A 20,165-nucleotide genomic window follows, 5' to 3' on the forward strand; every position below is an offset into this window, starting at 1 on the left:
TTTTGAAGCAAAATAACATAATTTTAAAGGAGGCTATTTTTTCATGATCAAACCATTAGGTGAACGCGTATTGGTGCTACCGAGCGAGCAGGAGGAAACAACTTCATTCGGGATTGTGCTTCCGGACTCCTCGAAAGAAAAGCCACAAGAAGGAACTATTATTGCAGTAGGTAGCGGAGCTTTGAAAGATGGAGTACGTGTAGCGCTTGAAGTTAAAGAAGGCGACCGTGTTCTTTTCTCAAAATATGCAGGTACAGAAATCAAATATGAAGGTAAAGAATATTTGATTATGAAAGAAAGCGACATTCACGCGATTCTTGACTAAGCAAGAGTCGATCATAAGCGAAATCTAAACTACTTAAAGTAATATGATATACAAAAAATTCTAGGAGGTAATTACACAATGGCTAAAGAAATTAAATTCAGTGAAGAAGCTCGCCGCTCTATGCTTCGTGGTGTAGATGCTCTGGCAAACGCGGTAAAAGTTACACTTGGACCAAAAGGCCGCAACGTGGTGCTTGAGAAGAAATTTGGTAGCCCACTCATCACTAACGATGGTGTAACGATCGCTAAAGAAATCGAACTTGAAGATGCATTCGAGAACATGGGTGCTCAACTGGTTAAAGAAGTTGCTACTAAGACTAATGATGTAGCCGGTGACGGTACTACAACTGCAACGGTTCTGGCTCAAGCTATGATCCGCGAAGGTCTGAAGAACGTAACTGCTGGTGCTAACCCAATGGTTATCCGCAAAGGTATCGACAAAGCGGTTCGTGCAGCTGTTGAAGAATTGCAAAAAATCGCTAAGCCTATCGAAGATTCCCAAGCTATCGCTCAAGTAGCTGCTATCTCTGCTGCTGACGATGAAGTAGGTCAATTGATCGCTGAAGCTATGGAAAAAGTAGGTAAAGACGGTGTTATCACTGTTGAAGAATCCCGTGGATTCGCTACTGAGCTTGAAGTAGTAGAAGGTATGCAATTCGACCGTGGTTACATTTCCCCATACATGATTACTGATACAGACAAAATGGAAGCTGTTTTGGAGAATCCATACATCTTGATCACTGATAAAAAAATCAGCAGCACTCAAGAAATCCTTCCATTGCTTGAAAAAATCGTTCAACAAGCTAGACCGCTTGTTATTATCGCTGAAGATATCGAAGGCGAAGCACAAGCTATGCTGATCGTGAACAAACTGCGTGGAACATTCAACGCTGTTGCTGTTAAAGCTCCTGGCTTTGGCGACCGCCGCGAAGCTATGCTGCAAGATATCGCTGCCCTGACTGGTGGCCAAGTGATCACTGAGAAGCTCGGTCTTGATCTGAAGAGCACTTCCATTGAACAACTGGGTAACGCACGTCAAGTACGCGTAACTAAAGAAAACACAACAATCGTAGACGGAAGCGGCGACAAAGCGGACATCAATGCACGCGTAAGCCAAATCCGTGCTCAACTGGAAGAAACAACTTCCGAGTTCGACAAAGAGAAATTGCAAGAGCGTCTGGCTAAATTGGCTGGCGGCGTAGCCGTTGTCAAAGTTGGCGCTGCAACTGAAACTGAACTTAAAGAGCGCAAACTTCGCATCGAAGATGCCCTGAACGCAACACGCGCAGCGGTTGAAGAAGGTATCGTATCCGGTGGGGGTACAGCTCTTGTGAACGTATATAACGCTGTTGCTGCTGTAGACGTAACTGGCGACGAAAAAACTGGCGTTAACATCGTGCTTCGCGCGTTGGAAGAGCCAATTCGCACCATCGCAGCTAACGCTGGTCAAGAAGGTTCCGTAATCGTGGACCGCTTGAAAAAAGAAGCAGTAGGTATTGGTTACAATGCTGCTACTGGTGAATGGGTGAACATGTTCGAAGCGGGTATCGTTGACCCTGCTAAAGTAACTCGTTCCGCTCTGCAAAATGCTGCATCCGTAGCGGCTATGTTCTTGACTACTGAAGCTGTTATCGCTGACAAGCCTGAGCCTGAAAAAGGCGGCGGCATGCCAGATATGGGCGGCATGGGTGGAATGGGCGGCATGATGTAAGGAAATCATTATCGAAGCAATTCGATGATGAGTTTCCTTGAGAGGAAACACCATTTGACCACATAGTACAAAAATGAGAGACCTTTCATAAGTTCATTGAACTTTTGAGAGGTCTCTCATTTTTTTGTGGGTATAATTTAATCTAATTCTTGCTCTAAAACAGTTTTTACTAACCGACGTACTTCATCAGTTGATCTTGTATCCATTAATTGGTTTCTTAGTTCACCTGCGCCTCTAAATCCACGAACATAGATTTTGAAAAAGCGAAGAAGTGGTTTAAATAAACGTGGCTCAAGTTCATTTGAATATTTATCGTGAAGATCCAACTGTAAAAGAAGTAAATTGAGAAAATCCTTCGCGCTGTGTTCTTTAGGTTCTTTTTCAAAGGCAAATGGATTGGTGAAAATACCGCGGCCAATCATGACTCCATCAACGCCGTATTGTTCTACTAATTTTAATCCTGTTGCGCGGTCAGGAATATCTCCATTAATAGTTAACAACGTATTTGGAGCAATTTCATCGCGCAATTTTTTTATTTCAGGGATTAGTTCCCAGTGTGCCTCTACTTTACTCATCTCTTTTTTTGTACGAAGGTGAATGGAAAGGTTCGCAATATCTTGTTTCAATATATGTCCTAGCCAATCGCGCCACTCGTCAACATCAGAGTAACCCAATCTTGTTTTAACACTAACCGGCAATCCACCTGCTTTTGCTGCTTGAATAATTTCTGCTGCTACTTCAGGATGTTTTATTAATCCAGCACCTTTTCCATTCGAAGCGACGTTTTGTGCCGGGCATCCCATGTTTAAATCGATACCACGAAAACCAAGTTTTTTCATATCAATGCTCATCTGTTCAAAAAATACGGGTTTATCACCCCAAATATGAGCGACAATCGGTTGCTCATCTTCTGTGAACGTTAATCGACCACGTACGCTGTCTTTTCCTACAGGGTGACAATAGCTTTCTGTATTTGTGAATTCTGTGAAAAATACGTCGGGTTTTGCAGCTTCACTAACGACGTGACGAAATACAACATCTGTGACATCTTCCATGGGTGCTAATATAAAAAACGGCTTCGGTAAATCAAGCCAAAAGTTTTGTTCGTTACTCATATTATCTCCTCTTGTTGTAATATATAAAAACGATATAAGGATAGCAAAGTCCTATACCCATCATACATAGTATCATTTTTTCTCGTTTGATGCACAGAATCAATGATATGAGAATGTTCGTCCATGGCTATTTGTTTATAATCTGTTTATTGATACTTGTTATAATCCTGTAGATGAAAAGTTTGTAATATAAAGTCGAATCGTGTTAACGAATCGATTATAGACAAACGACATAACGCATCCAAAGAACAGGGGGATAAGCAAGTGAACAAAAAGCAATGGATAAGCTCTATATTGGCTGCTGCTGTATTATCAAGCCCTATCATTATGCCGACCAAAGGATCGGCAGCTGCTTCCTTTATTGATATTGATGGCTCATATGCAAAGAAAGCGATTGTTGAGCTATTCGATCAGGGGATAGTGACCGGTGTTGGAGAGAGTAAGTTCTATCCTACGTCGAATATTACAAGGCAGGATTTTGCAATTATTTTAGCAAAGACATTAAAGCTGGATGTTTCGAACCCTCCTGCACTGCCAACCTTTCTGGACGTTCCCACAAGTAACTACGCATACAGCTATGTGGAGGCGGCTGTCAAAGCCGGATTGATTAAGGGTACAGGCAGTAATCTTTTCGGTACGGGGCAAAATTTATCACGTCAGGATATGGTCGTCATGTTCGTGAGAGCATTGGGAGTTAATCCTACGGGTAAAGCTGGAACTTTGCAATTTGCTGATAGTAGCCAAATTGCTGATTATTCTAAGGATTCTATAGCTGCCGCTGTGGAATATGGATTGATTACCGGATATAATAATTTTTTTAATCCTGATGCCAAAGTAGATCGTCAGGCCGTAGCTCTAGTAGCTTCTAAGTTTCTGAAGTTTAAGGAGAACGGAAACACTGAGCAGCCCGCTTCCACCCCAACTGCTCAACCGAGTAAAGAGCCGGTAACAGTGCCTACTCCTGTTGTTGGAGGGTCTTCGTCTTCGCAAAGTGAGCATAGCAGTAATTCAGATTCAAATGCACCTGTGGTTGAAAGTACCAAGTTCGAGGCGATCGACAACTACAACGGGACACAAGATCAGCTTCGCGGGTTAGCGGGAGCCATCGGGGAGCAAGGAGCAGCGGTACAAGCCTACTTGTGGACGGATGCGAATGAGAACGGTGAAGTAGATGCCGATGAATTAGGAACAGCCATCGAATTAGGCACCAGTGCAGCAGACGGATCTGTGAGTGCGGCCAATATTGGGGATCTAACCGCAGGAGCGTATACTTTCGTGATTACCGCTAAGGATTCATCCAATAATGAATCAGCGAAGAACGCTGCACATGCGGTTACGGTGACCTTGAGCAAAAACGAAGTTCCGGATACGAGTGCACCAGTAGTGGACGCAGCCAAGTTCGAGGCGATCGACAACTACAACGGGACACAAGATCAGCTTCGCGGGTTAGCGGGAGCTATCGGGGAGCAAGGAGCAGCGGTACAAGCCTACCTGTGGACGGATGCGAATGAGAACGGTGAAGTAGATGCCGACGAATTGGGAACAGCCATCACATTAGGCACCAGTGCAGCAGACGGATCTGTGAGTGCGGCTAATATTGGGGATCTGACCGCAGGAACGTATACTTTCGTGATTACCGCTAAGGATTCATCCAATAATGAATCAGCGAAGAACGCTGCACATGCGGTTACGGTGACCTTGAGCAAAAACGAAGTTCCGGATACGAGTGCACCAGTAGTGGACGCAGCCAAGTTCGAGGCGATCGACAACTACAACGGGACACAAGATCAGCTTCGCGGGTTAGCGGGAGCCATCGGCGAGAAAGGAGCAGCGGTACAAGCCTACTTGTGGACGGATGCGAATGAGAACGGTGAAGTAGATGCCGATGAGTTAGGAACAGCCATCGGTTTAGGCACCAGTGAAGCAGACGGATCTGTGAGTGCGGCCAATATTGGGGATCTGACCGCAGGAACGTATACTTTCGTGATTACCGCTAAGGATTCATCCAATAATGAATCAGCGAAGAACGCTGCACATGCGGTTACGGTGACCTTGAGCAAAAACGAGGTTCCGGATACGAGTGCACCAGTAGTGGACGCAGCCAAGTTCGAGGCGATCGACAACTACAACGGGACACAAGATCAGCTTCGCGGGTTAGCGGGAGCCATCGGGGAGCAAGGAGCAGCGGTACAAGCCTACTTGTGGACGGATGCGAATGAGAACGGTGAAGTAGATGCCGATGAATTAGGAACAGCCATCGAATTAGGCACCAGTGCAGCAGACGGATCTGTGAGTGCGGCCAATATTGGGGATCTAACCGCAGGAGCGTATACTTTCGTGATTACCGCTAAGGATTCATCCAATAATGAATCAGCGAAGAACGCTGCACATGCGGTTACGATTGAGCTTGTTAATGGTGTTCTGACCACACCTACGGTTACTAGCTCTATATATGGCTTTGACGGAGGCGGCGGTTCAAAAACAAAACAACTGATAACGGGTTCTACACAATCGCGCATTCGCTTCGACTTTTTCTCCGGAGAAAGCTTTACGAATGCTGAAATTCAGGTAACGATGGAAGGCATTACCTTTACCACAAACGACTATTATACCATTAGTGGATGGACACATCCGACGAGTGATCAAATTAGCAATAATGGGCATACGTTAACTTTCACAGGAAGTAACATAGGTGTTTCGGATATTGCTTTTGAACTTCACAATAAAGTGATGCCGGCACCCGGGACCTATCTCATTAAGTTCAAAGCAGATGCGGATGGACCTGGAACAGCCAGATCTTATTCCGAGGAACGAGTCATTACCTTAATTATTTTGCCACCGGCTTAAACTAGAAGCTTCTCATGAGTTCTTTGAACTTGTGGGAAGCTTCTTTTTTTATGAAAAATAGGATTGCTCAATATAGTCTAAATGAGTATTATGAGTAAGGTATGTTCATATAAAAATAGAGATAAACAGGATGGAGAGCACCATGAAAACAACACGTCAGAACGCATTGATTTTCTCGTTTACTTTTATGGCTTTTATTCTGGGTACGACGGAGTATATTATTGTTGGTTTACTCTCTGAAATATCCTCAAGCCTCGGAGTTACGCTTGCGACAGCCGGGGGATTGGTATCTGGCTTCGCGATTTCTTATGCCATTGGCACACCAATTATGATGTCCTTGTGCAGCCGTGTTCCGAAACGGATTACGATTCTTGTATCACTTGTATTGATTTTACTGCTAAATTTGTGGAGTGCTGTAACTGGAACTTACAGTATGCTGCTGGTGACTAGAATAGTTACTGCCATACTATGTGGCTTTGTTCTTTCTGTAGCCATTACGGTAGCGAATGAAGCGGTTGATCAGGAGAAGAGAGGCAAAGCGATTGCTACAATTTTGAGTGGTTTTGCTATTGCGAATGTTTTTGGTGTGCCGATCGGTACTTTCGTCGGGCAGTTTTTTAATTGGCCAGCAGCGTTTGTTCTGAATGGGATATTAGCTGGAGTTGCCATAGTCCTAAATTATATCTATATTCCACGCCAATTACCGAAACCTGTGCCTAGCTCACTCAAGGATCAGATCGGATTGCTCACAAACGGCCGCATTATTCTTGCATTTCTCATTCCGGTTACGGCAGTGGGAGCCGTATTTGTGATGTATACTTACATTACACCTATTCTGGAGCAAGTCATGAACGTTCCTAAAAGCTCGGTTAGCGGTGTGCTGTTTGTATACGGAATTGCCACGATTGTCAGCAACTGGATTGGTGGCAAGGTTGCGACCGGGAATGCGGTTAGTAAGCTGAGATTCGTGTTCCTTATCCAAGCTGTGGTCTATGTTATCTTTAGTATGACCGCATCTGTTTCCATTCTTGGAATGATTGTGCTAATGGCTCTAGCCATGATGTCGAGTATTGTGAGCGCCCCTGCTCAGCTCTATTTGATTGACTTAGCTAAGCAGTTCTCACCAAAAACGAAGGATCTTGCTGCCTCATTGAATCCAGTAGCCTCAAACCTGGGAATTGCAGGCGGGTCCGCGATCGGTGGAGTGGTTGCCGGGCATGGAGGATTAATCTCTCTTCCTGTAGCAGCTGCCATCCTGGCGATATTGGCCTGTGTGATTACGTTGATATGTTATAAGATGGATCATCAAAGCCAAGCAGCGGTCATCACTCAGCATCATAACTTAACCTAATGAGATGATATAAAATATCCCGGCTTCATACGAGTTCATTGAACTTGTGTGGAGCTTTTTTTATATGATAAGCTTCAAAGCGTTGACTTCCTACAGATTCAGTGCTAAACTTATCTTAAGTTAAAGATATTTAAAGTGAAGATAAAAAATCTCGATACTATCCACCAAAGAGCTTGTACAGTAGAAAAAGATCTTTTTTTTAAGTGATATCTTAACATTAAGATAATTAAACTAAACCTTCTTGTTCTTGGGAATTATATTACGAGTCAAAATCAACTAAACATTAGGAGTGTATAACAATGAGAAACTTAAAAGGGATTCACCACGTTACAGCCATCACAAGCAGCGCAGAGAAAAATTACGAGTTTTTTACTTACGTGTTAGGTATGCGTCTAGTGAAGAAAACAGTTAATCAAGATGATATTCAGACGTATCATTTGTTTTTTGCAGATGATAAGGGCAGCGCCGGAACAGACATGACCTTCTTTGATTTTCCTAACATCCCTAAAGGGGTTCATGGAACTAACGAGATTGCGAAGACATCCTTCCGGGTACCAACAGATGCTGCATTAGACTACTGGGTTAAGCGTTTTGATCGGCTTGCAGTGAAGCATACCGGCATTAAAGAGCAATTCGGCAAAAAGAAATTATCCTTCGTAGATTTCGATGATCAACAGTATCAACTTATTTCAGATGAATTGAATAAAGGTGTCGTATCAGGTACACCGTGGCAAAAAGGGCCTATCCCTTTGGAGTATGCAATAACGGGCTTGGGACCGATCTTTGTACGAATTGCTGACTTCAGCTACTTCAAAGAAGTATTGGAGAAAGTGATGTTGTTTAAAGAAATTGCTCAGGAAGAGACGTATCATTTATTTGAAGTTGGCGAAGGCGGAAACGGTGCACAAATTATTGTAGAGCATAACGAGTTCTTACCGAATTCACGTCAAGGTTTTGGGACTGTTCACCATGCTGCATTCCGTGTAGAGGATCGTGCGATGCTGGACGAGTGGACAGAGCGTTTTGAAGGCTTTGGATTCCAAACTTCAGGATATGTAGATCGTCACTTCTTCGAGTCGTTGTATACACGTGTTGCACCACAAATATTGTTTGAGCTTGCCACTGACGGGCCTGGATTTATGGGAGATGAGGAATATGAAACCGTTGGCGAGAAGCTTTCTTTGCCACCTTTCTTGGAACCTAAACGTGAGCAAATTGAGAAGTTAGTCCGTCCTATTGATACCGTTAGAAGTACGATCGACTTTGTGAAAGAGTGAAGAAGGGGCTGAGGAAATTGATTTCAATTGATCCAAAGCACAACAGTGAGCGGGAAAATTACAAATTATTAATTGGCACTATTATTCCTAGACCTATAGCCTTTGTCACAACACAATCAGAAGAGGGTCTCTTAAATGGTGCACCTTTTAGCTATTTTAATATCGTTTCTTCTAATCCTCCAATGGTTTCATTGGCTATTCAAAGACCAGCAGGCCGTTTAAAAGATACAGCCCGTAATATTTACGATAATCAACAGTTTGTTGTGCATATTGTAGATGAGGAGAATGTTGCGAAGATCAATCAGACTGCAGCCACATTACCTGCTTCTGAAAGTGAAATTGAATTGGCGAATCTTACACCGATTCAAAGTACAAGTGTTTCTGTGCCTGGCGTTTTGGAAGCGAAGGTGCGGATGGAGTGCAAGCTTGTTCAAGCAATCCCTCTAGGGGGTGAAGAACCTGGGAGTGACTTGTTTATTGGCGAAATTGTTCAATTCCATATCGATGAATCGATCTATCAGGAGGGGCACATTGACCCGAGAGTTCTAAACGCTGTGAGCCGCTTGGCGGGAAATAATTACGCAACTCTTGGAGAGATTTTTACAATAGATAGGCCGGAATAAGCAACTATAGAATAGACCTGCTAGTAAGCAATGAAGCCTACTTAGCAGGTCTTTTTGTGTACCGAAGCTACAGCTCGTCCGCAACCCCCAACAAGGCAATCCCTAGAATCACAACGATAATAACGGTATATTGTGCCTTGCTTAGTTTTTCTTTGAGGAAGATGCGCGATAATATTACGGAAAAAATGCTGTATGAAGCAATAAGTGGTGCCGCGATAATGGCGTTGCTGGACATAGCAAATACGTAGAAGAATTGTCCGGTCGTTTCCAGAATGGCTGCGAAGCCCTTATCCCGTTCTTTAAATAGGTTGAACTTTACCTTTTTAAAAAATTTCAGGTATGTAAAAGACAAGATGGCACATATAAAGAAGGTGTATTCATACGCGAGCAGAGCTGCTTTTTCGCTAATCAGGCTGAGTTCATCCAAATAAATAGCATCGGCAAAGGTGCCAAGTCCATCGATTAGGCAGTATAGGATTGGAAAAATGATGGCGATCACGCCAATCTGATATTTTTTATCAATCTGTGTGGTGCTGTTTTGAAGCGCTTGGTGTTCTGCTCTCTTTTCCAAGATGGCGATCCCGATAATGCCTAAGGTGATAACGGCAACACCAACGATTTCAAGCGCCCCTAGCTCATGGGTGAAAAAGATAAATAATAATATCGTCGTTACAGCGCCTGATGAATTTTGTACGGGGGAGGCAATGGATAACTCAATATATCTAAGTCCAATATAACCAACTGCCATCGACAGGATATAGAGTGCAGACACAGGGAAATATCGGATTAAGTCTATAGGATCAAAGGTTAATCCTTGAATGAGCATATAAGCTGTTGCGTGAATACCCATGACTATCCCCACGATAATGACAATCTTAATATGGCTATACCGATCCTGACTATCGGTCCCCTTTTTATAAAATAAGTCAGCCCCTCCCCAAGCGAAGGCCGTTAATAATGCAAACATAAACCACATGATCATTGCTCCTTGATGTAATTTAAAATCCCCGCCGATTATACCAGATTAGATTCTACACAGGGTGCTCATTTCGTCACACATAAAAAATACACCCTCTAGAAGCGACCGGACAAACCATAGGTTTATCGAAAGTCTATTCTAAAGGGTGTACTTCATAACATAACAGAGGGGGAAGGCGTTCTATCTTAACGTAGAGTTTTCAATGCGCCACTCCAAGCCAAGACTTGATCCAGCATCCCATTAAGATTGGTAAGATGAAGATCCGCTGGTTTGAACACAGTTCCGTTCTCGAAATCAGTGAACAGTGACAACGCAGGGTGTACACGAACGTCTGCTACCGATAGTTCTCCCAAGATTCCGCGTAGATGTTCAGCTGCACGAGCGCCCCCTACGGAACCATAACTTACGATACCTGCTGCTTTATTATTCCAAGCTTCACGGGCATAATCGAGCGCATTTTTCAGTGATGCAGAAATACTGTGGTTATATTCTTGTACGATAAATACGAAACCGTCTAGTGTAGCAAGTTTAGTGTTCCAAGCTGTTGCTTGTTCAGTTGCATCAGCCTCACCCAATAGTGGAAGCTTGAAGTCTGCAATATCTATGATCTCATAATTAGCATCCCCGCGTGCATCCGCAATCTTTTTAACCCATTCTCCTACTTGCGGGCTTAAACGACCTTGACGAGTACTTCCGAGAATAATACCGATGTTTAATTTTGACATTGTTTGTTCCTCCTCAATTTTTGTTCTACCAAATAGTTTGTCTAGGAATCCCATGAAGTACACAACCTTTTAAAATTATTATCTCAAGAGTAGTAAACTCTGGTTGTCTTTAAGTTAAGTATCTTTAAGATGAGATAATAATACCGCACATAGTGTGCTTTGTCAAGCAACTTTATAATAGTTAGTTTATAGCTTTGCTTCACCTTTACAAAATTAGTTGTTAGGAATATAATTGTTTAAGCAACTATTAAAATAGTGTTAATTGAGAAGGGATACGATCATGACGACAAAGCATAACCAATCCGAGCTTACGTTAGGATTTATGATGGGCACGACTTATCGTAAATTAAGCATGTTATTTCAAAGTGGGCTGAAAGAACATGATATAACACCGGAGCAATGGTCAGTCCTTTTTCATATTGACAGAACGGAAGGTCTGATTCAGAAGGACATCGCTAAGCGCTCTGGTAAGGATAAGCCAACTACAACGCGAATTCTGGATCATTTGGAAGGAAAGGGACTGATCTACAAAAGAACCGGTGAAAACGATCGGCGTTCTTTTAAAGTCTATATCACAGAAAAAGGAAGGTCTCTGGTGAAGGAAACCGTTCCTATTGAAGATAAGGTGACAGAAGAGATTATGAACTGTATTTCTAGTAAGGAATATGAGTTGCTCATGGAATTGCTGCTAAGAATAAACAATCATGTAGATCAAATAACAGATGGAGAGTAGGAAGGCAAGTTATGTTAGAACAACAAGAACTACGTACGAAATTATGGACCAAATCTTTTATTGCTTTAACGATTAGTGCTTTATTTTTATTTATGAATTTACAGATGTTGTTATCTTCATTTCCGTCTTACGTAAAAAGCGAATTTCAGGCCGGAGATATTATGGTCAGCCTCGTTACCAGCGTCTTTGCATTAACTGCGATCGCTTCACGTTTTATGACCGCTTTTCTGATGCGGAAGGTTAGCCGCAATGTATTATTATATATTGGCTTAGCAATTGCCGCCGCTATAACCGGCCTTTATGTTGTAGCAGATTCCATTGGCTCGCTGCTGCTGATGCGTGTGGGCTATGGGATTGGATTCGGGATTGCCAGCACGATTATTCCAACGATTGTTTCGCAGATTATTCCGAGCAAAAGAATGGGTGAAGGGATAGGTTATTTCGGTTTATCTACCAGCCTGGCGATGTCGATCGGTCCGATGATTGGCTTAAATGTGATGAAACAATCGGGTTTTGGAACACTGGCTATGATTGGTATGGTAACCTTACTTCTTGCCTTTCCAGTACTTTTATTTTCTCGTTCACTTCCTGCACAACCGAAAAAACAGCCAACCCCAACTCAAAGCGAATCCACCAAACCTCTCAAGGTTCCGTTTAATACAAAGTTAGTATTGCCTGCCATTCTGAATGTCATGTTGGCAATTACCTACGGGGGATTGTTAAGCTTTATCGCTTTATTCGGCGAATCAGTTCATCTGGAGCAAGTGGGTCTGTTCTTTTTATTTAATGCGGTTACGATCATCATTATAAGACCTATCTCCGGCAGATTATTTGATAAAAGAGGACCAGCTTCTGTCCTAATCCCGGCGGCGGTTTGCGTCGTTGCAAGCTTAACTGTGCTTTCTTATACGACCTCTATGCCAATGCTCATCGTTTCTGCACTGCTATATGGACTTGGTTTCGGCGCTATTCAGCCAACGATCCAGGCTTGGATGCTTCGCACCTCAACACCTGCACAATATGGTATGGCCAACAGTATGTTTTATAACTCAACGGATTTGGGTGTAGCCAGCGGAGCCATTATTCTGGGGGCAATCTCGGCAGCAACTGATTATGGGATAATGTATCGTTATTCGGCTGGGTTTATGGTGTTGTTCCTTATCGTGTATGTGGGAATTCAGATTAACAAGGCTAGAGTGAATCCTTCAACCTTAAGTCAATAGGGTTCGGAGATTAAGCCAATCTTTATCTACTATTCATATTATTTTAAGCTAAGAGGGTTATAGTAATCACATAACCCCCTTATAATATAGACTTTGACCCTGCCGGACGTTGGCAGGGTCCTTTTTTTGTGTATGAAGAGAAGAAGTACATTATTTCGATGCACTTTTCTGGCAGGATGGATTATGCTTAGAAGAATAGGAATCGAAGGGGGAGAGATTTGCGGATGAATATGACATGGAACTTAGATAGTTTATATCCTTCCCTTGAATCGGAGCAGTTAAAAAGGGATCGCAAGCTACTGGGCCAGCATGTACAAGATTTAAAGCGGTGGGCTAAGCACCATTTGAATGTAAAAGACGTTACAGCCATGCCTGTGGAGGGCTTTTTAAGAATTTATAATGATTATAAAAGCATATATGTATGCTTGTTAGCTTATGCAGAGTTAACACTCAGCGCAGATCGTGGCTGCGAGGAAGCCATGAATCTTGCTGATGATATTGAGGAGGCCAATTCAGAAATCATTGGGGTAGTTGTGGCTTTTAAGCGCTGGTTTAGCACTTGTGATCATATGGATGAGCTTATCGTTAGCTCCCCTTATCTAATGGAGCATCAATTTTATTTGCGAGAACTCCTGTTACAATCCCGCTATGAGTTAAGCGAAGAACTTGAAATGGCTATAGCCAAAATGCAGAGTACAGGATCCAAAGCATGGAGCAGACTGTATATGGAGAGGACTTCAAGTACACTTGCAGATTTAGTGGTGGATGGGGAAACTAGACAAGTGACGCTTGCGGAGCTAAGAAGTATGGCTTATGAGAATAATGCCAGCTTAAGAAAAGCTGCTTATGAAGCAGAGGCAGAAGCCTGTAGTCTTATTGCTGAGGTCTGCGCAGCCAGCTTAAATGGCATTAGTGGTGAGGCGCTGACGATTTATGGCATGCGGGGTTATCAATCTTCGCTGGAAAAAGTGTTAATCGCTTCGAGAATGGACAGTGAGACTTTAGCCGCTATGCTCACTGCTCTTCGGGAGAGCCTGCCAGCCTTTCATACCTATTATCAAAAGAAAGCCGAGTTGCTGGGACATCCGGCAAAGCTGCCTTTTTACGATATTTTTGCACCAGTCGGTGTAGAAAACGGGAAAATTACATACGCTAACGCCAAAGATACAATCATCGCGAGCTTCGCAACCTTTAGTGAGGAACTGGCTTGTTTTGCTCAGAAGGCTTTTGATCAGCAATGGGTTGATGCAGAACCTAGATCAGGCAAAGGGGGTTATGGATTTTGCATCGATATTTTCCCGATTGGCGAGAGCAGAATTATGACCCAGTTCACCGGAAATGCCATAGATATTAGTATCCTTGCCCATGAGCTCGGCCATGCCTATCATAGCTCCTGTCTGGCTAATGAAACGATGCTGAATACGGATTACCCGATTCCGATTGCTGAAACGGCTTCGATTTTTTGTGAGACGATAGTGAACCATGCCATAATTACAAATTCAACGGAGAAGGAAGCTCTGCTTATTCTGGAGAGAAGTATTTCTGATGCCGGTTATTATCTTGTAGACTTTTATGCCCGTTATTTATTTGAGATCAAATTATATGAGAGAAGAGCATTAGGCCCGCTGTCTGTTCAAGCGCTAAATGAATTGATGATTGCCTGTATGGTGGAAGCCTATGGTGAGGGCATTGACCCGGGTACAATCCATCCGTACATGTGGATGAACAAAGCTGGATATTTTATGGCTAGTAATGAATTTTTGAATTTCCCGTATTCCTTTGGTTTGTTATTCTCTAAAGGACTGTACGCGGAATATTTAAAGAGGGGCGAAGAGTTCGCCCCTAAGTATCGCCAGTTCCTTAGGGATACCAGCAAACATAATATTGTTGATGTAGCAACAACAATGGATCTAGATGTTCACTCCGTCGACTTCTGGAGAAGTGCGTTGAAGCTGATAGAGAGCGACATTGGGGTGTTCATCGCTAAAGCCTAAACAACTCTCCAATTATGGTCACAGGTAGCTTCAATTTGGCCATGCTTTTCAATGTAGTCGGTGACAATTTCAGATATGTCGATCATGATTTCTTGAACAATCGGCTTACCCTTATACATCTCATAATCTCCGCCACCGCTGGCTCTATAATTGTTCATAACAACCTCATATTCTTTAGAGTCCTCTATAGGCTGACCTTGGTACAGCAGATGGAGGACTCTTTCGCCTGCAGATCTAGCGGTATCAAGCTCGTATTGTATTCCTTCCCACATATCATAATTGTAATGCTGCGGTTTAGGCTCGTTGTAGGCGGGGTTAACGACTATTATTCCGTTCTCGTCTTGTTGGAAATAGTTAGCAGTTTGTTCTAAGGCCTCTCTAATATCTTGTCCTGTCAGTCTTAGGACGGTTAAGGTGTTGGGATATATGAAGTTGGATAAAATGTCTCTGCGTGTGATGGTATCGCTGAAACCCTTACAATCGTTACTGAGTAAGGCTGCTGTAGAAATATCTACGCCAGTAGCCTCCATTTGTACCTTATTCATAAATTCTATAAAAGGGTGGTCAGCTAAGCGGCATTCATCAGCACTGGAAATAGACAGATCCCCGATAACCGTTCCTATTCTCTCATCCAGCCAGGTTTGTGTTTCTGATTCAAGAGTACTGTTCAGCTCTAGGATTATATCATCAGCAGCTGTTGTCTCATTAACGTTAAGGAGCTCGGCATGTTTACGCTGAATCTTCCAGTGTGTATTTTCTTTTTGGAAAATAACCGAAATTTTACCGAGGGAAAGTCCATTACAACCAGGTTGTATGATTGTAACACCGTTCAACTCCCCAGCTATGGAGCGGTGCTGATGTCCGGTAATTAGCACATCTATGCCCTCTACCTCTGTACACATGGCGTAGGCTTGATTCTCCCCCGTTAGTCTCTCTACAGGTTCTCCACTGCTTAGATCGCGTTCGAATCCGCCGTGGTATGCTACAACGAGCAGATCAGGCTGCTCTTCTGCCCGTATAATGGCACACCAATGCTTTACAGTCTCTAGCGAATCCTCAAATTGAAGCCCTTCAATATGGCTAGGGTTCTCCCAGTGGGGGATGTAATGCGTCGTAACCCCTAGAACGGCTACTTTGATTTTATCTACCCATTTGATGATATAGGGTTTACCAAAGGCGGGTTGATTTGTCGTGTTATCTATAATTCCAGCTGATAACCAAGGAAAGCGGGAATCCTGAACGGCTTTATTCAGCAGAGTTTTGCCAAAATTGAATTCATGGTTGCCAATAATTGCAGCGTCATATTTCAATTCATTTAGTGCAGCTATGCCCGGATTCAGCTCATTACTATAATGTTTAGCTGCATAATAAGTTAACGGTGTGCCTTGAATAAGATCGCCGTTATCTATAAGGATCAGCTCAGGAGTATGGGATCTTTCTTGTTTAATGAGGGTAGCAATTGTTGCTAAGCCTGCTGGTCGTTTCTCCCCCGTGCGGTAATCGACGGGCCCAAAATGTCCATGTAGATCACTTGTTACGAGGATTTCACAGGTTATTGAATTCTCTTTATTCATAGGTAGCCCCTCCTGATAATAAGTTCAGACCTCATTCTAGCAGATAAATTGCTAACTTTAAGAGATTGGAATAAATTTTACATATATTTGATGCTTGGTTGCTATTGATTTAATAAAACACATCTATAGTTTAGAAGTACTCAAAAATAAAAATAGAAAACAGTGGAGGTCTTTCGTTTGAGAAAAATCAGTAAATTCGTATTGCCGCTAATGATGTCTATTACATTGCTTAGTGGTTGTGGCGCTAACAACACTACAAATAATGCAAACCAAGGATCGACGGACGGGGCAAATGCACCGAAGGAAACGGCAGCTCCTGTAGCAGAGGGTTATGTTCCAGAGAAGCTTACTGTACAATTTGTTCCTTCTCAAAATGCAGATACGCTCGAAGCTAAAGCGAAACCTCTTGAAAAATTACTGGGTGACAAGCTCGGTATTCCTGTAGAAGTAAGTGTCTCTACTGATTACAACACCGTTATCGAAGCTATGGCCTCTAAAAAAGTGGATGTAGGTTTCCTTCCTCCAACTGCTTACGTGTTAGCTAAAGAAAAAGGAGCAGCTGAGGTTATTCTTCAGGCTCAACGTTTTGGTGTAAATGATGAAACCGGTGGTCCAACAGATGAATTAGCGGATTTCTATAAATCTATGATTATCGTCAAGAAAGATTCTGCGATCAAATCGGTTGCCGATTTGAAAGGTAAAAAAATTGCCTATCAAAACGTTACATCCTCTGCAGGATTTGTATGGCCGGCTGCAACGCTTATGGATGCGGGACTTGATCCGCTGAAGGATGTACAAGCCATTACGGTTAAAGGTCATGATCAAGGCGTGCTTGCTGTGCTGAATGGTGACGTAGATGCAGCAGCTATTTTCCAAGATGCCCGGAACACGGTCGTTAAGGATTATCCAAAAGTATTTGAAGATACTCAAGTTCTCGCCTTTACTGATAAAATTCCTAACGATACGATTTCGGTCCGTTCAGATATGAATAAAGAATGGATTGAAAAAATCCAGCAGGCATTCATTGATATCGCAGCTGACACAGAAGGCCATGAGATTATCAAAGACATTTACTCTCATGAAGGTTATGTGAAATCACAAGACAGCAACTTTGACATTGTTCGCGAATACAACAGTAAAGTAAAAACAGAGTAGAACAGGCCGTTCAAGGATACAACGATGTTGGTGTATAACAGGCATTAAGGATAGCCAGCTCCGGATTCCCCCCCGGATCTGGCTATCTCTTTTATACGAATATACGAAAACACATAAAGGGATGATTTCATGATAGAGCTTCGTAATGTATCCAAAACGTATCTAAACGGAACCAAAGGATTAAACAACATTAACCTGACCATTCCAGCCGGAGAATTTGTAGCTATTGTTGGTCTTTCGGGAGCAGGGAAGTCGACCTTGCTGCGTTCCATTAACCGGCTTCATGATATTTCCGAAGGTAATATTCTTATTAACGGACAGTCCATTACGAATTCAAAAGGAAGCCGGCTACGAATGATCCGTAGGAATATCGGAATGATCTTCCAAAGCTTCAACTTAGTGAAACGTACGACGGTGCTTCGTAATGTTTTGGCAGGACGGGTGGGCTATCATTCCACACTGCGGACGATACTTGGCAGATTCCCACAAAAGGATATCGATTTAGCCTTCGAATCCCTTGATCGGGTAAATATCGCGGAGAAGGCCTATACACGTGCAGATCAGCTATCTGGAGGTCAGCAGCAACGTGTAGCTATTGCCCGTGTTCTTGCGCAGGAGGCACAGATTATCCTCGCAGATGAACCTGTAGCTTCACTAGATCCGCTCACAACCAAGCAGGTTATGGATGATCTAAAGAAGATTAATATGGAACTCGGGATTACGACCATTGTGAATTTGCATTTTATTGATCTGGCTAGAGAATACGCTACCCGGATTATCGGGCTCCGGGCAGGAGAGGTTGTCTTCGATGGTCCTGTATCAGAGGCAACCGATGAGAGGTTTGCGGAGATTTACGGCAGACCGATTCATCAGGATGAGTTGTTGGGTGAGCCTGTACTCGGAGGCGTGTGAGATGAGTGTGAATGCAGAGAAGCTACATCCCAAACCGCCAAGAAAGATAAAACATTATTTTACAGCCATTATATTAGTAGTATTACTGTGGAGAAGTGCTGTCTTAACCGATTCATCCTTCGGAGAGCTGATTTCCGGTCTGCCGAATATGCTTGATTTGCTTAAGGAAATGTTTCCCCCGAACTGGGGGTATTTTGACAACATTATAGATGCGATGCTGGAGACGATCCGGATGGCGCTGGTTGGCACAACGTTTGGTGCCATTCTAGCGGTTCCGGTTGCGCTGTTGTGTGCAAGCAATATTACGCAAAGCCGTTGGCTTCATTATCCGGTCCGTATGCTGCTGAACCTGATCCGCACGATTCCCGATCTGCTGTTGGCTTCTATCTTTGTGGCCATTTTCGGCCTCGGTGCGCTTCCTGGGATATTTGCTTTGACGATATTTTCGTTGGGGCTGATCGCCAAGCTTACCTATGAAACGATGGAGACGATTGATCAAGGACCTTTGGAAGCAATGACTTCAGTGGGGGCTAATAAGATTCAACGCATTATGTTCGGAGTCATTCCACAGGTACAGGCTCATTTTATGTCTTATGTCCTATATGCCTTCGAGATTAATGTTCGTGCTGCGGCGGTTTTAGGTCTGGTAGGAGCGGGTGGGATCGGCCACTATTATGAAGTCACCCTAGGCTTTTTGGAATACGATAAGACTTGCACCATCATCTTGTTCACATTAGCAGTAGTACTGATTATTGATTATGTAAGCACTAAGCTGCGGGAGAAATTAATATGAGTAAATCATGGAATACCCTTGTCCCTAAACCCCGTAAAAACCGTTTTCGTTGGCTGATTTATGTAGCCCTAGCCGCGTTATATATTTGGGCTTTTTCGGGAGTGCCGTTTAATGGATTCAAAGAAACCGCCGGGATCATTACTAAAGCAATTTTTGCCGGGATATTCTCACCTGACTGGGCCTTCGTTTATTTACCAGATGGGGAGGATCTCCTGCGGGGATTGCTCGAGACGTTAGCTATTTCAATCCTAGGCACTTTTATCTCGACCTTTTTATGTATTCCTTTTGCATTTTGGGCTGCAGTTAACATGAGCAAGGGAAAGGTAATTTCAGGTTCCGGCAAGCTGATGTTGAGCTTTATACGAACCTTCCCTGAGATTATTATGGCTTTGTTATTCATCAAGGCTGTTGGACCGGGTTCTTTTGCAGGTGTGCTAGCTCTGGGACTACATTCGGTGGGCATGCTCGGCAAATTGTTCGCGGATGAGATTGAGAATATCGACAACGGTCCACTCGAAGCTTTAATTTCTTCTGGTGCCAGCCGCATGCAGGTATTGTGGTTTGCGGTGTTACCGCAGGTGCTGCCGGGATTCTTATCCTATACCTTATATAGATTCGAAATTAACGTTCGTTCGGCTACGATTTTAGGTGTGATTGGAGCAGGGGGGATCGGCACACCGTTAATCTTCGCGCTCAGTTCACGGAATTGGGATCGCGTGGGGATTATACTGCTAGGTATCATTGCGATGATCACAATTATTGATTTGATTTCCGGCAAGATCCGGAAGAAGCTGGTGTAACCGAGTTGCATAATGATATGTGAGACAAA

Annotated in this window: 17 protein-coding genes; 13 read left to right on the plus strand and 4 right to left on the minus strand. The window is 43.2% G+C overall.

What is annotated here, in order from left to right; all coding sequences use genetic code 11:
* The first annotated feature begins 43 nt into the window (after positions 1-43).
* Positions 44-325: a co-chaperone GroES gene (groES, locus tag MKZ09_RS05660; protein ID WP_036676506.1), complete on the plus strand. Its 282-nt coding sequence runs from the start codon at positions 44-46 to the stop codon at positions 323-325.
* Between the two features lie 78 nt (positions 326-403).
* Positions 404-2,035, plus strand: coding sequence for a chaperonin GroEL (gene groL / locus MKZ09_RS05665; RefSeq protein ID WP_036676504.1), 1,632 nt, complete (start codon positions 404-406; stop codon positions 2,033-2,035).
* 137 nt (positions 2,036-2,172) lie between these two features.
* On the opposite strand, the gene MKZ09_RS05670 is transcribed toward groL, so the two are convergent.
* Positions 2,173-3,150, minus strand: coding sequence for a tRNA dihydrouridine synthase (locus MKZ09_RS05670; RefSeq protein WP_036676503.1), 978 nt, complete (start codon positions 3,148-3,150; stop codon positions 2,173-2,175).
* 264 nt (positions 3,151-3,414) lie between these two features.
* On the opposite strand from MKZ09_RS05670, the gene MKZ09_RS05675 reads away from it, so the two are divergent.
* The 4 genes from MKZ09_RS05675 (at position 3,415) to MKZ09_RS05690 (ending at position 9,248) form a co-directional block, all read left to right on the plus strand.
* Positions 3,415-5,997, plus strand: a complete 2,583-nt coding sequence (locus MKZ09_RS05675) for an S-layer homology domain-containing protein (RefSeq protein ID WP_341040703.1) — start codon at positions 3,415-3,417, stop codon at positions 5,995-5,997.
* A gap of 142 nt (positions 5,998-6,139) precedes the next feature.
* Entirely contained in the window at positions 6,140-7,348 is a 1,209-nt protein-coding gene (locus MKZ09_RS05680) for an MFS transporter (protein ID WP_036676501.1), read from the plus strand.
* A 299-nt stretch (positions 7,349-7,647) separates the two neighbouring features.
* Positions 7,648-8,625, plus strand: a complete 978-nt coding sequence (locus MKZ09_RS05685; protein ID WP_076208525.1) for a ring-cleaving dioxygenase — start codon at positions 7,648-7,650, stop codon at positions 8,623-8,625.
* A 17-nt stretch (positions 8,626-8,642) separates the two neighbouring features.
* Positions 8,643-9,248: a flavin reductase family protein gene (locus MKZ09_RS05690; protein ID WP_076208524.1), complete on the plus strand. Its 606-nt coding sequence runs from the start codon at positions 8,643-8,645 to the stop codon at positions 9,246-9,248.
* Positions 9,249-9,315: 67 nt separating this feature from the next.
* Here the strand turns inward: MKZ09_RS05690 and MKZ09_RS05695 are convergent, their stop codons facing one another.
* Positions 9,316-10,224, minus strand: a complete 909-nt coding sequence (locus MKZ09_RS05695; protein ID WP_076208523.1) for an EamA family transporter — start codon at positions 10,222-10,224, stop codon at positions 9,316-9,318.
* A 188-nt stretch (positions 10,225-10,412) separates the two neighbouring features.
* On the minus strand, positions 10,413-10,952 hold the full coding sequence (locus MKZ09_RS05700; RefSeq protein ID WP_036676495.1) for an NADPH-dependent FMN reductase: 540 nt from the start codon (positions 10,950-10,952) through the stop codon (positions 10,413-10,415).
* 280 nt (positions 10,953-11,232) lie between these two features.
* On the opposite strand from MKZ09_RS05700, the gene MKZ09_RS05705 reads away from it, so the two are divergent.
* The 3 genes from MKZ09_RS05705 to MKZ09_RS05715 all read left to right on the plus strand — a co-directional run bounded on the left by MKZ09_RS05705 (position 11,233) and on the right by MKZ09_RS05715 (position 14,902).
* Positions 11,233-11,685, plus strand: coding sequence for a MarR family winged helix-turn-helix transcriptional regulator (locus MKZ09_RS05705; protein ID WP_036676493.1), 453 nt, complete (start codon positions 11,233-11,235; stop codon positions 11,683-11,685).
* 11 nt (positions 11,686-11,696) lie between these two features.
* The gene (locus MKZ09_RS05710; protein WP_038568957.1) at positions 11,697-12,908 is read left to right on the plus strand and encodes an MFS transporter; all 1,212 of its coding nucleotides are present in this window, start codon (positions 11,697-11,699) and stop codon (positions 12,906-12,908) included.
* Positions 12,909-13,132: 224 nt separating this feature from the next.
* Positions 13,133-14,902, plus strand: coding sequence for a M3 family oligoendopeptidase (locus MKZ09_RS05715; protein WP_076208522.1), 1,770 nt, complete (start codon positions 13,133-13,135; stop codon positions 14,900-14,902).
* On the opposite strand, the gene MKZ09_RS05720 is transcribed toward MKZ09_RS05715, so the two are convergent.
* Positions 14,899-16,476, minus strand: a complete 1,578-nt coding sequence (locus MKZ09_RS05720; protein WP_076208521.1) for a bifunctional metallophosphatase/5'-nucleotidase — start codon at positions 16,474-16,476, stop codon at positions 14,899-14,901. The genes MKZ09_RS05715 and MKZ09_RS05720 overlap by 4 nt on opposite strands.
* A 177-nt stretch (positions 16,477-16,653) precedes the next feature.
* Here MKZ09_RS05720 and MKZ09_RS05725 point away from each other — a divergent pair, with 177 nt between their 5' ends.
* From MKZ09_RS05725 to phnE (MKZ09_RS05740), 4 genes are all read left to right on the plus strand, one after another.
* On the plus strand, positions 16,654-17,631 hold the full coding sequence (locus tag MKZ09_RS05725) for a phosphate/phosphite/phosphonate ABC transporter substrate-binding protein (RefSeq protein WP_038568963.1): 978 nt from the start codon (positions 16,654-16,656) through the stop codon (positions 17,629-17,631).
* 129 nt (positions 17,632-17,760) lie between these two features.
* On the plus strand, positions 17,761-18,543 hold the full coding sequence (gene phnC / locus MKZ09_RS05730; protein ID WP_076208520.1) for a phosphonate ABC transporter ATP-binding protein: 783 nt from the start codon (positions 17,761-17,763) through the stop codon (positions 18,541-18,543).
* Between the two features lies 1 nt (position 18,544).
* Positions 18,545-19,336, plus strand: a complete 792-nt coding sequence (gene phnE / locus MKZ09_RS05735; RefSeq protein ID WP_036676482.1) for a phosphonate ABC transporter, permease protein PhnE — start codon at positions 18,545-18,547, stop codon at positions 19,334-19,336.
* Entirely contained in the window at positions 19,333-20,136 is an 804-nt protein-coding gene (gene phnE / locus MKZ09_RS05740) for a phosphonate ABC transporter, permease protein PhnE (protein WP_036676480.1), read from the plus strand. The genes phnE (MKZ09_RS05735) and phnE (MKZ09_RS05740) overlap by 4 nt, the downstream gene beginning before the upstream one ends.
* The last annotated feature ends 29 nt before the right edge of the window (positions 20,137-20,165 follow it).

Origin of the sequence: Paenibacillus sp. FSL R5-0908 (genome assembly GCF_038006245.1) — a bacterium.
Classification (GTDB): domain Bacteria; phylum Bacillota; class Bacilli; order Paenibacillales; family Paenibacillaceae; genus Paenibacillus_AQ; species Paenibacillus_AQ odorifer.

Excerpts from the sequence above, each read along its gene's own strand:
- groES (WP_036676506.1), top strand. The coding sequence starts at position 44 with ATGATCAAACCATTAGGTGAACGCGTATTGGTGCTACCGAGCGAGCAG.
- groL (WP_036676504.1), top strand. The coding sequence starts at position 404 with ATGGCTAAAGAAATTAAATTCAGTGAAGAAGCTCGCCGCTCTATGCTT.
- MKZ09_RS05670 (WP_036676503.1), bottom strand. The coding sequence starts at position 3,150 with ATGAGTAACGAACAAAACTTTTGGCTTGATTTACCGAAGCCGTTTTTT.
- MKZ09_RS05680 (WP_036676501.1), top strand. The coding sequence starts at position 6,140 with ATGAAAACAACACGTCAGAACGCATTGATTTTCTCGTTTACTTTTATG.
- MKZ09_RS05685 (WP_076208525.1), top strand. The coding sequence starts at position 7,648 with ATGAGAAACTTAAAAGGGATTCACCACGTTACAGCCATCACAAGCAGC.
- MKZ09_RS05695 (WP_076208523.1), bottom strand. The coding sequence starts at position 10,224 with ATGTGGTTTATGTTTGCATTATTAACGGCCTTCGCTTGGGGAGGGGCT.
- MKZ09_RS05700 (WP_036676495.1), bottom strand. The coding sequence starts at position 10,952 with ATGTCAAAATTAAACATCGGTATTATTCTCGGAAGTACTCGTCAAGGT.
- MKZ09_RS05705 (WP_036676493.1), top strand. The coding sequence starts at position 11,233 with ATGACGACAAAGCATAACCAATCCGAGCTTACGTTAGGATTTATGATG.
- MKZ09_RS05710 (WP_038568957.1), top strand. The coding sequence starts at position 11,697 with ATGTTAGAACAACAAGAACTACGTACGAAATTATGGACCAAATCTTTT.
- MKZ09_RS05715 (WP_076208522.1), top strand. The coding sequence starts at position 13,133 with ATGAATATGACATGGAACTTAGATAGTTTATATCCTTCCCTTGAATCG.
- MKZ09_RS05720 (WP_076208521.1), bottom strand. The coding sequence starts at position 16,476 with ATGAATAAAGAGAATTCAATAACCTGTGAAATCCTCGTAACAAGTGAT.
- phnC (WP_076208520.1), top strand. The coding sequence starts at position 17,761 with ATGATAGAGCTTCGTAATGTATCCAAAACGTATCTAAACGGAACCAAA.
- phnE (WP_036676482.1), top strand. The coding sequence starts at position 18,545 with ATGAGTGTGAATGCAGAGAAGCTACATCCCAAACCGCCAAGAAAGATA.
- phnE (WP_036676480.1), top strand. The coding sequence starts at position 19,333 with ATGAGTAAATCATGGAATACCCTTGTCCCTAAACCCCGTAAAAACCGT.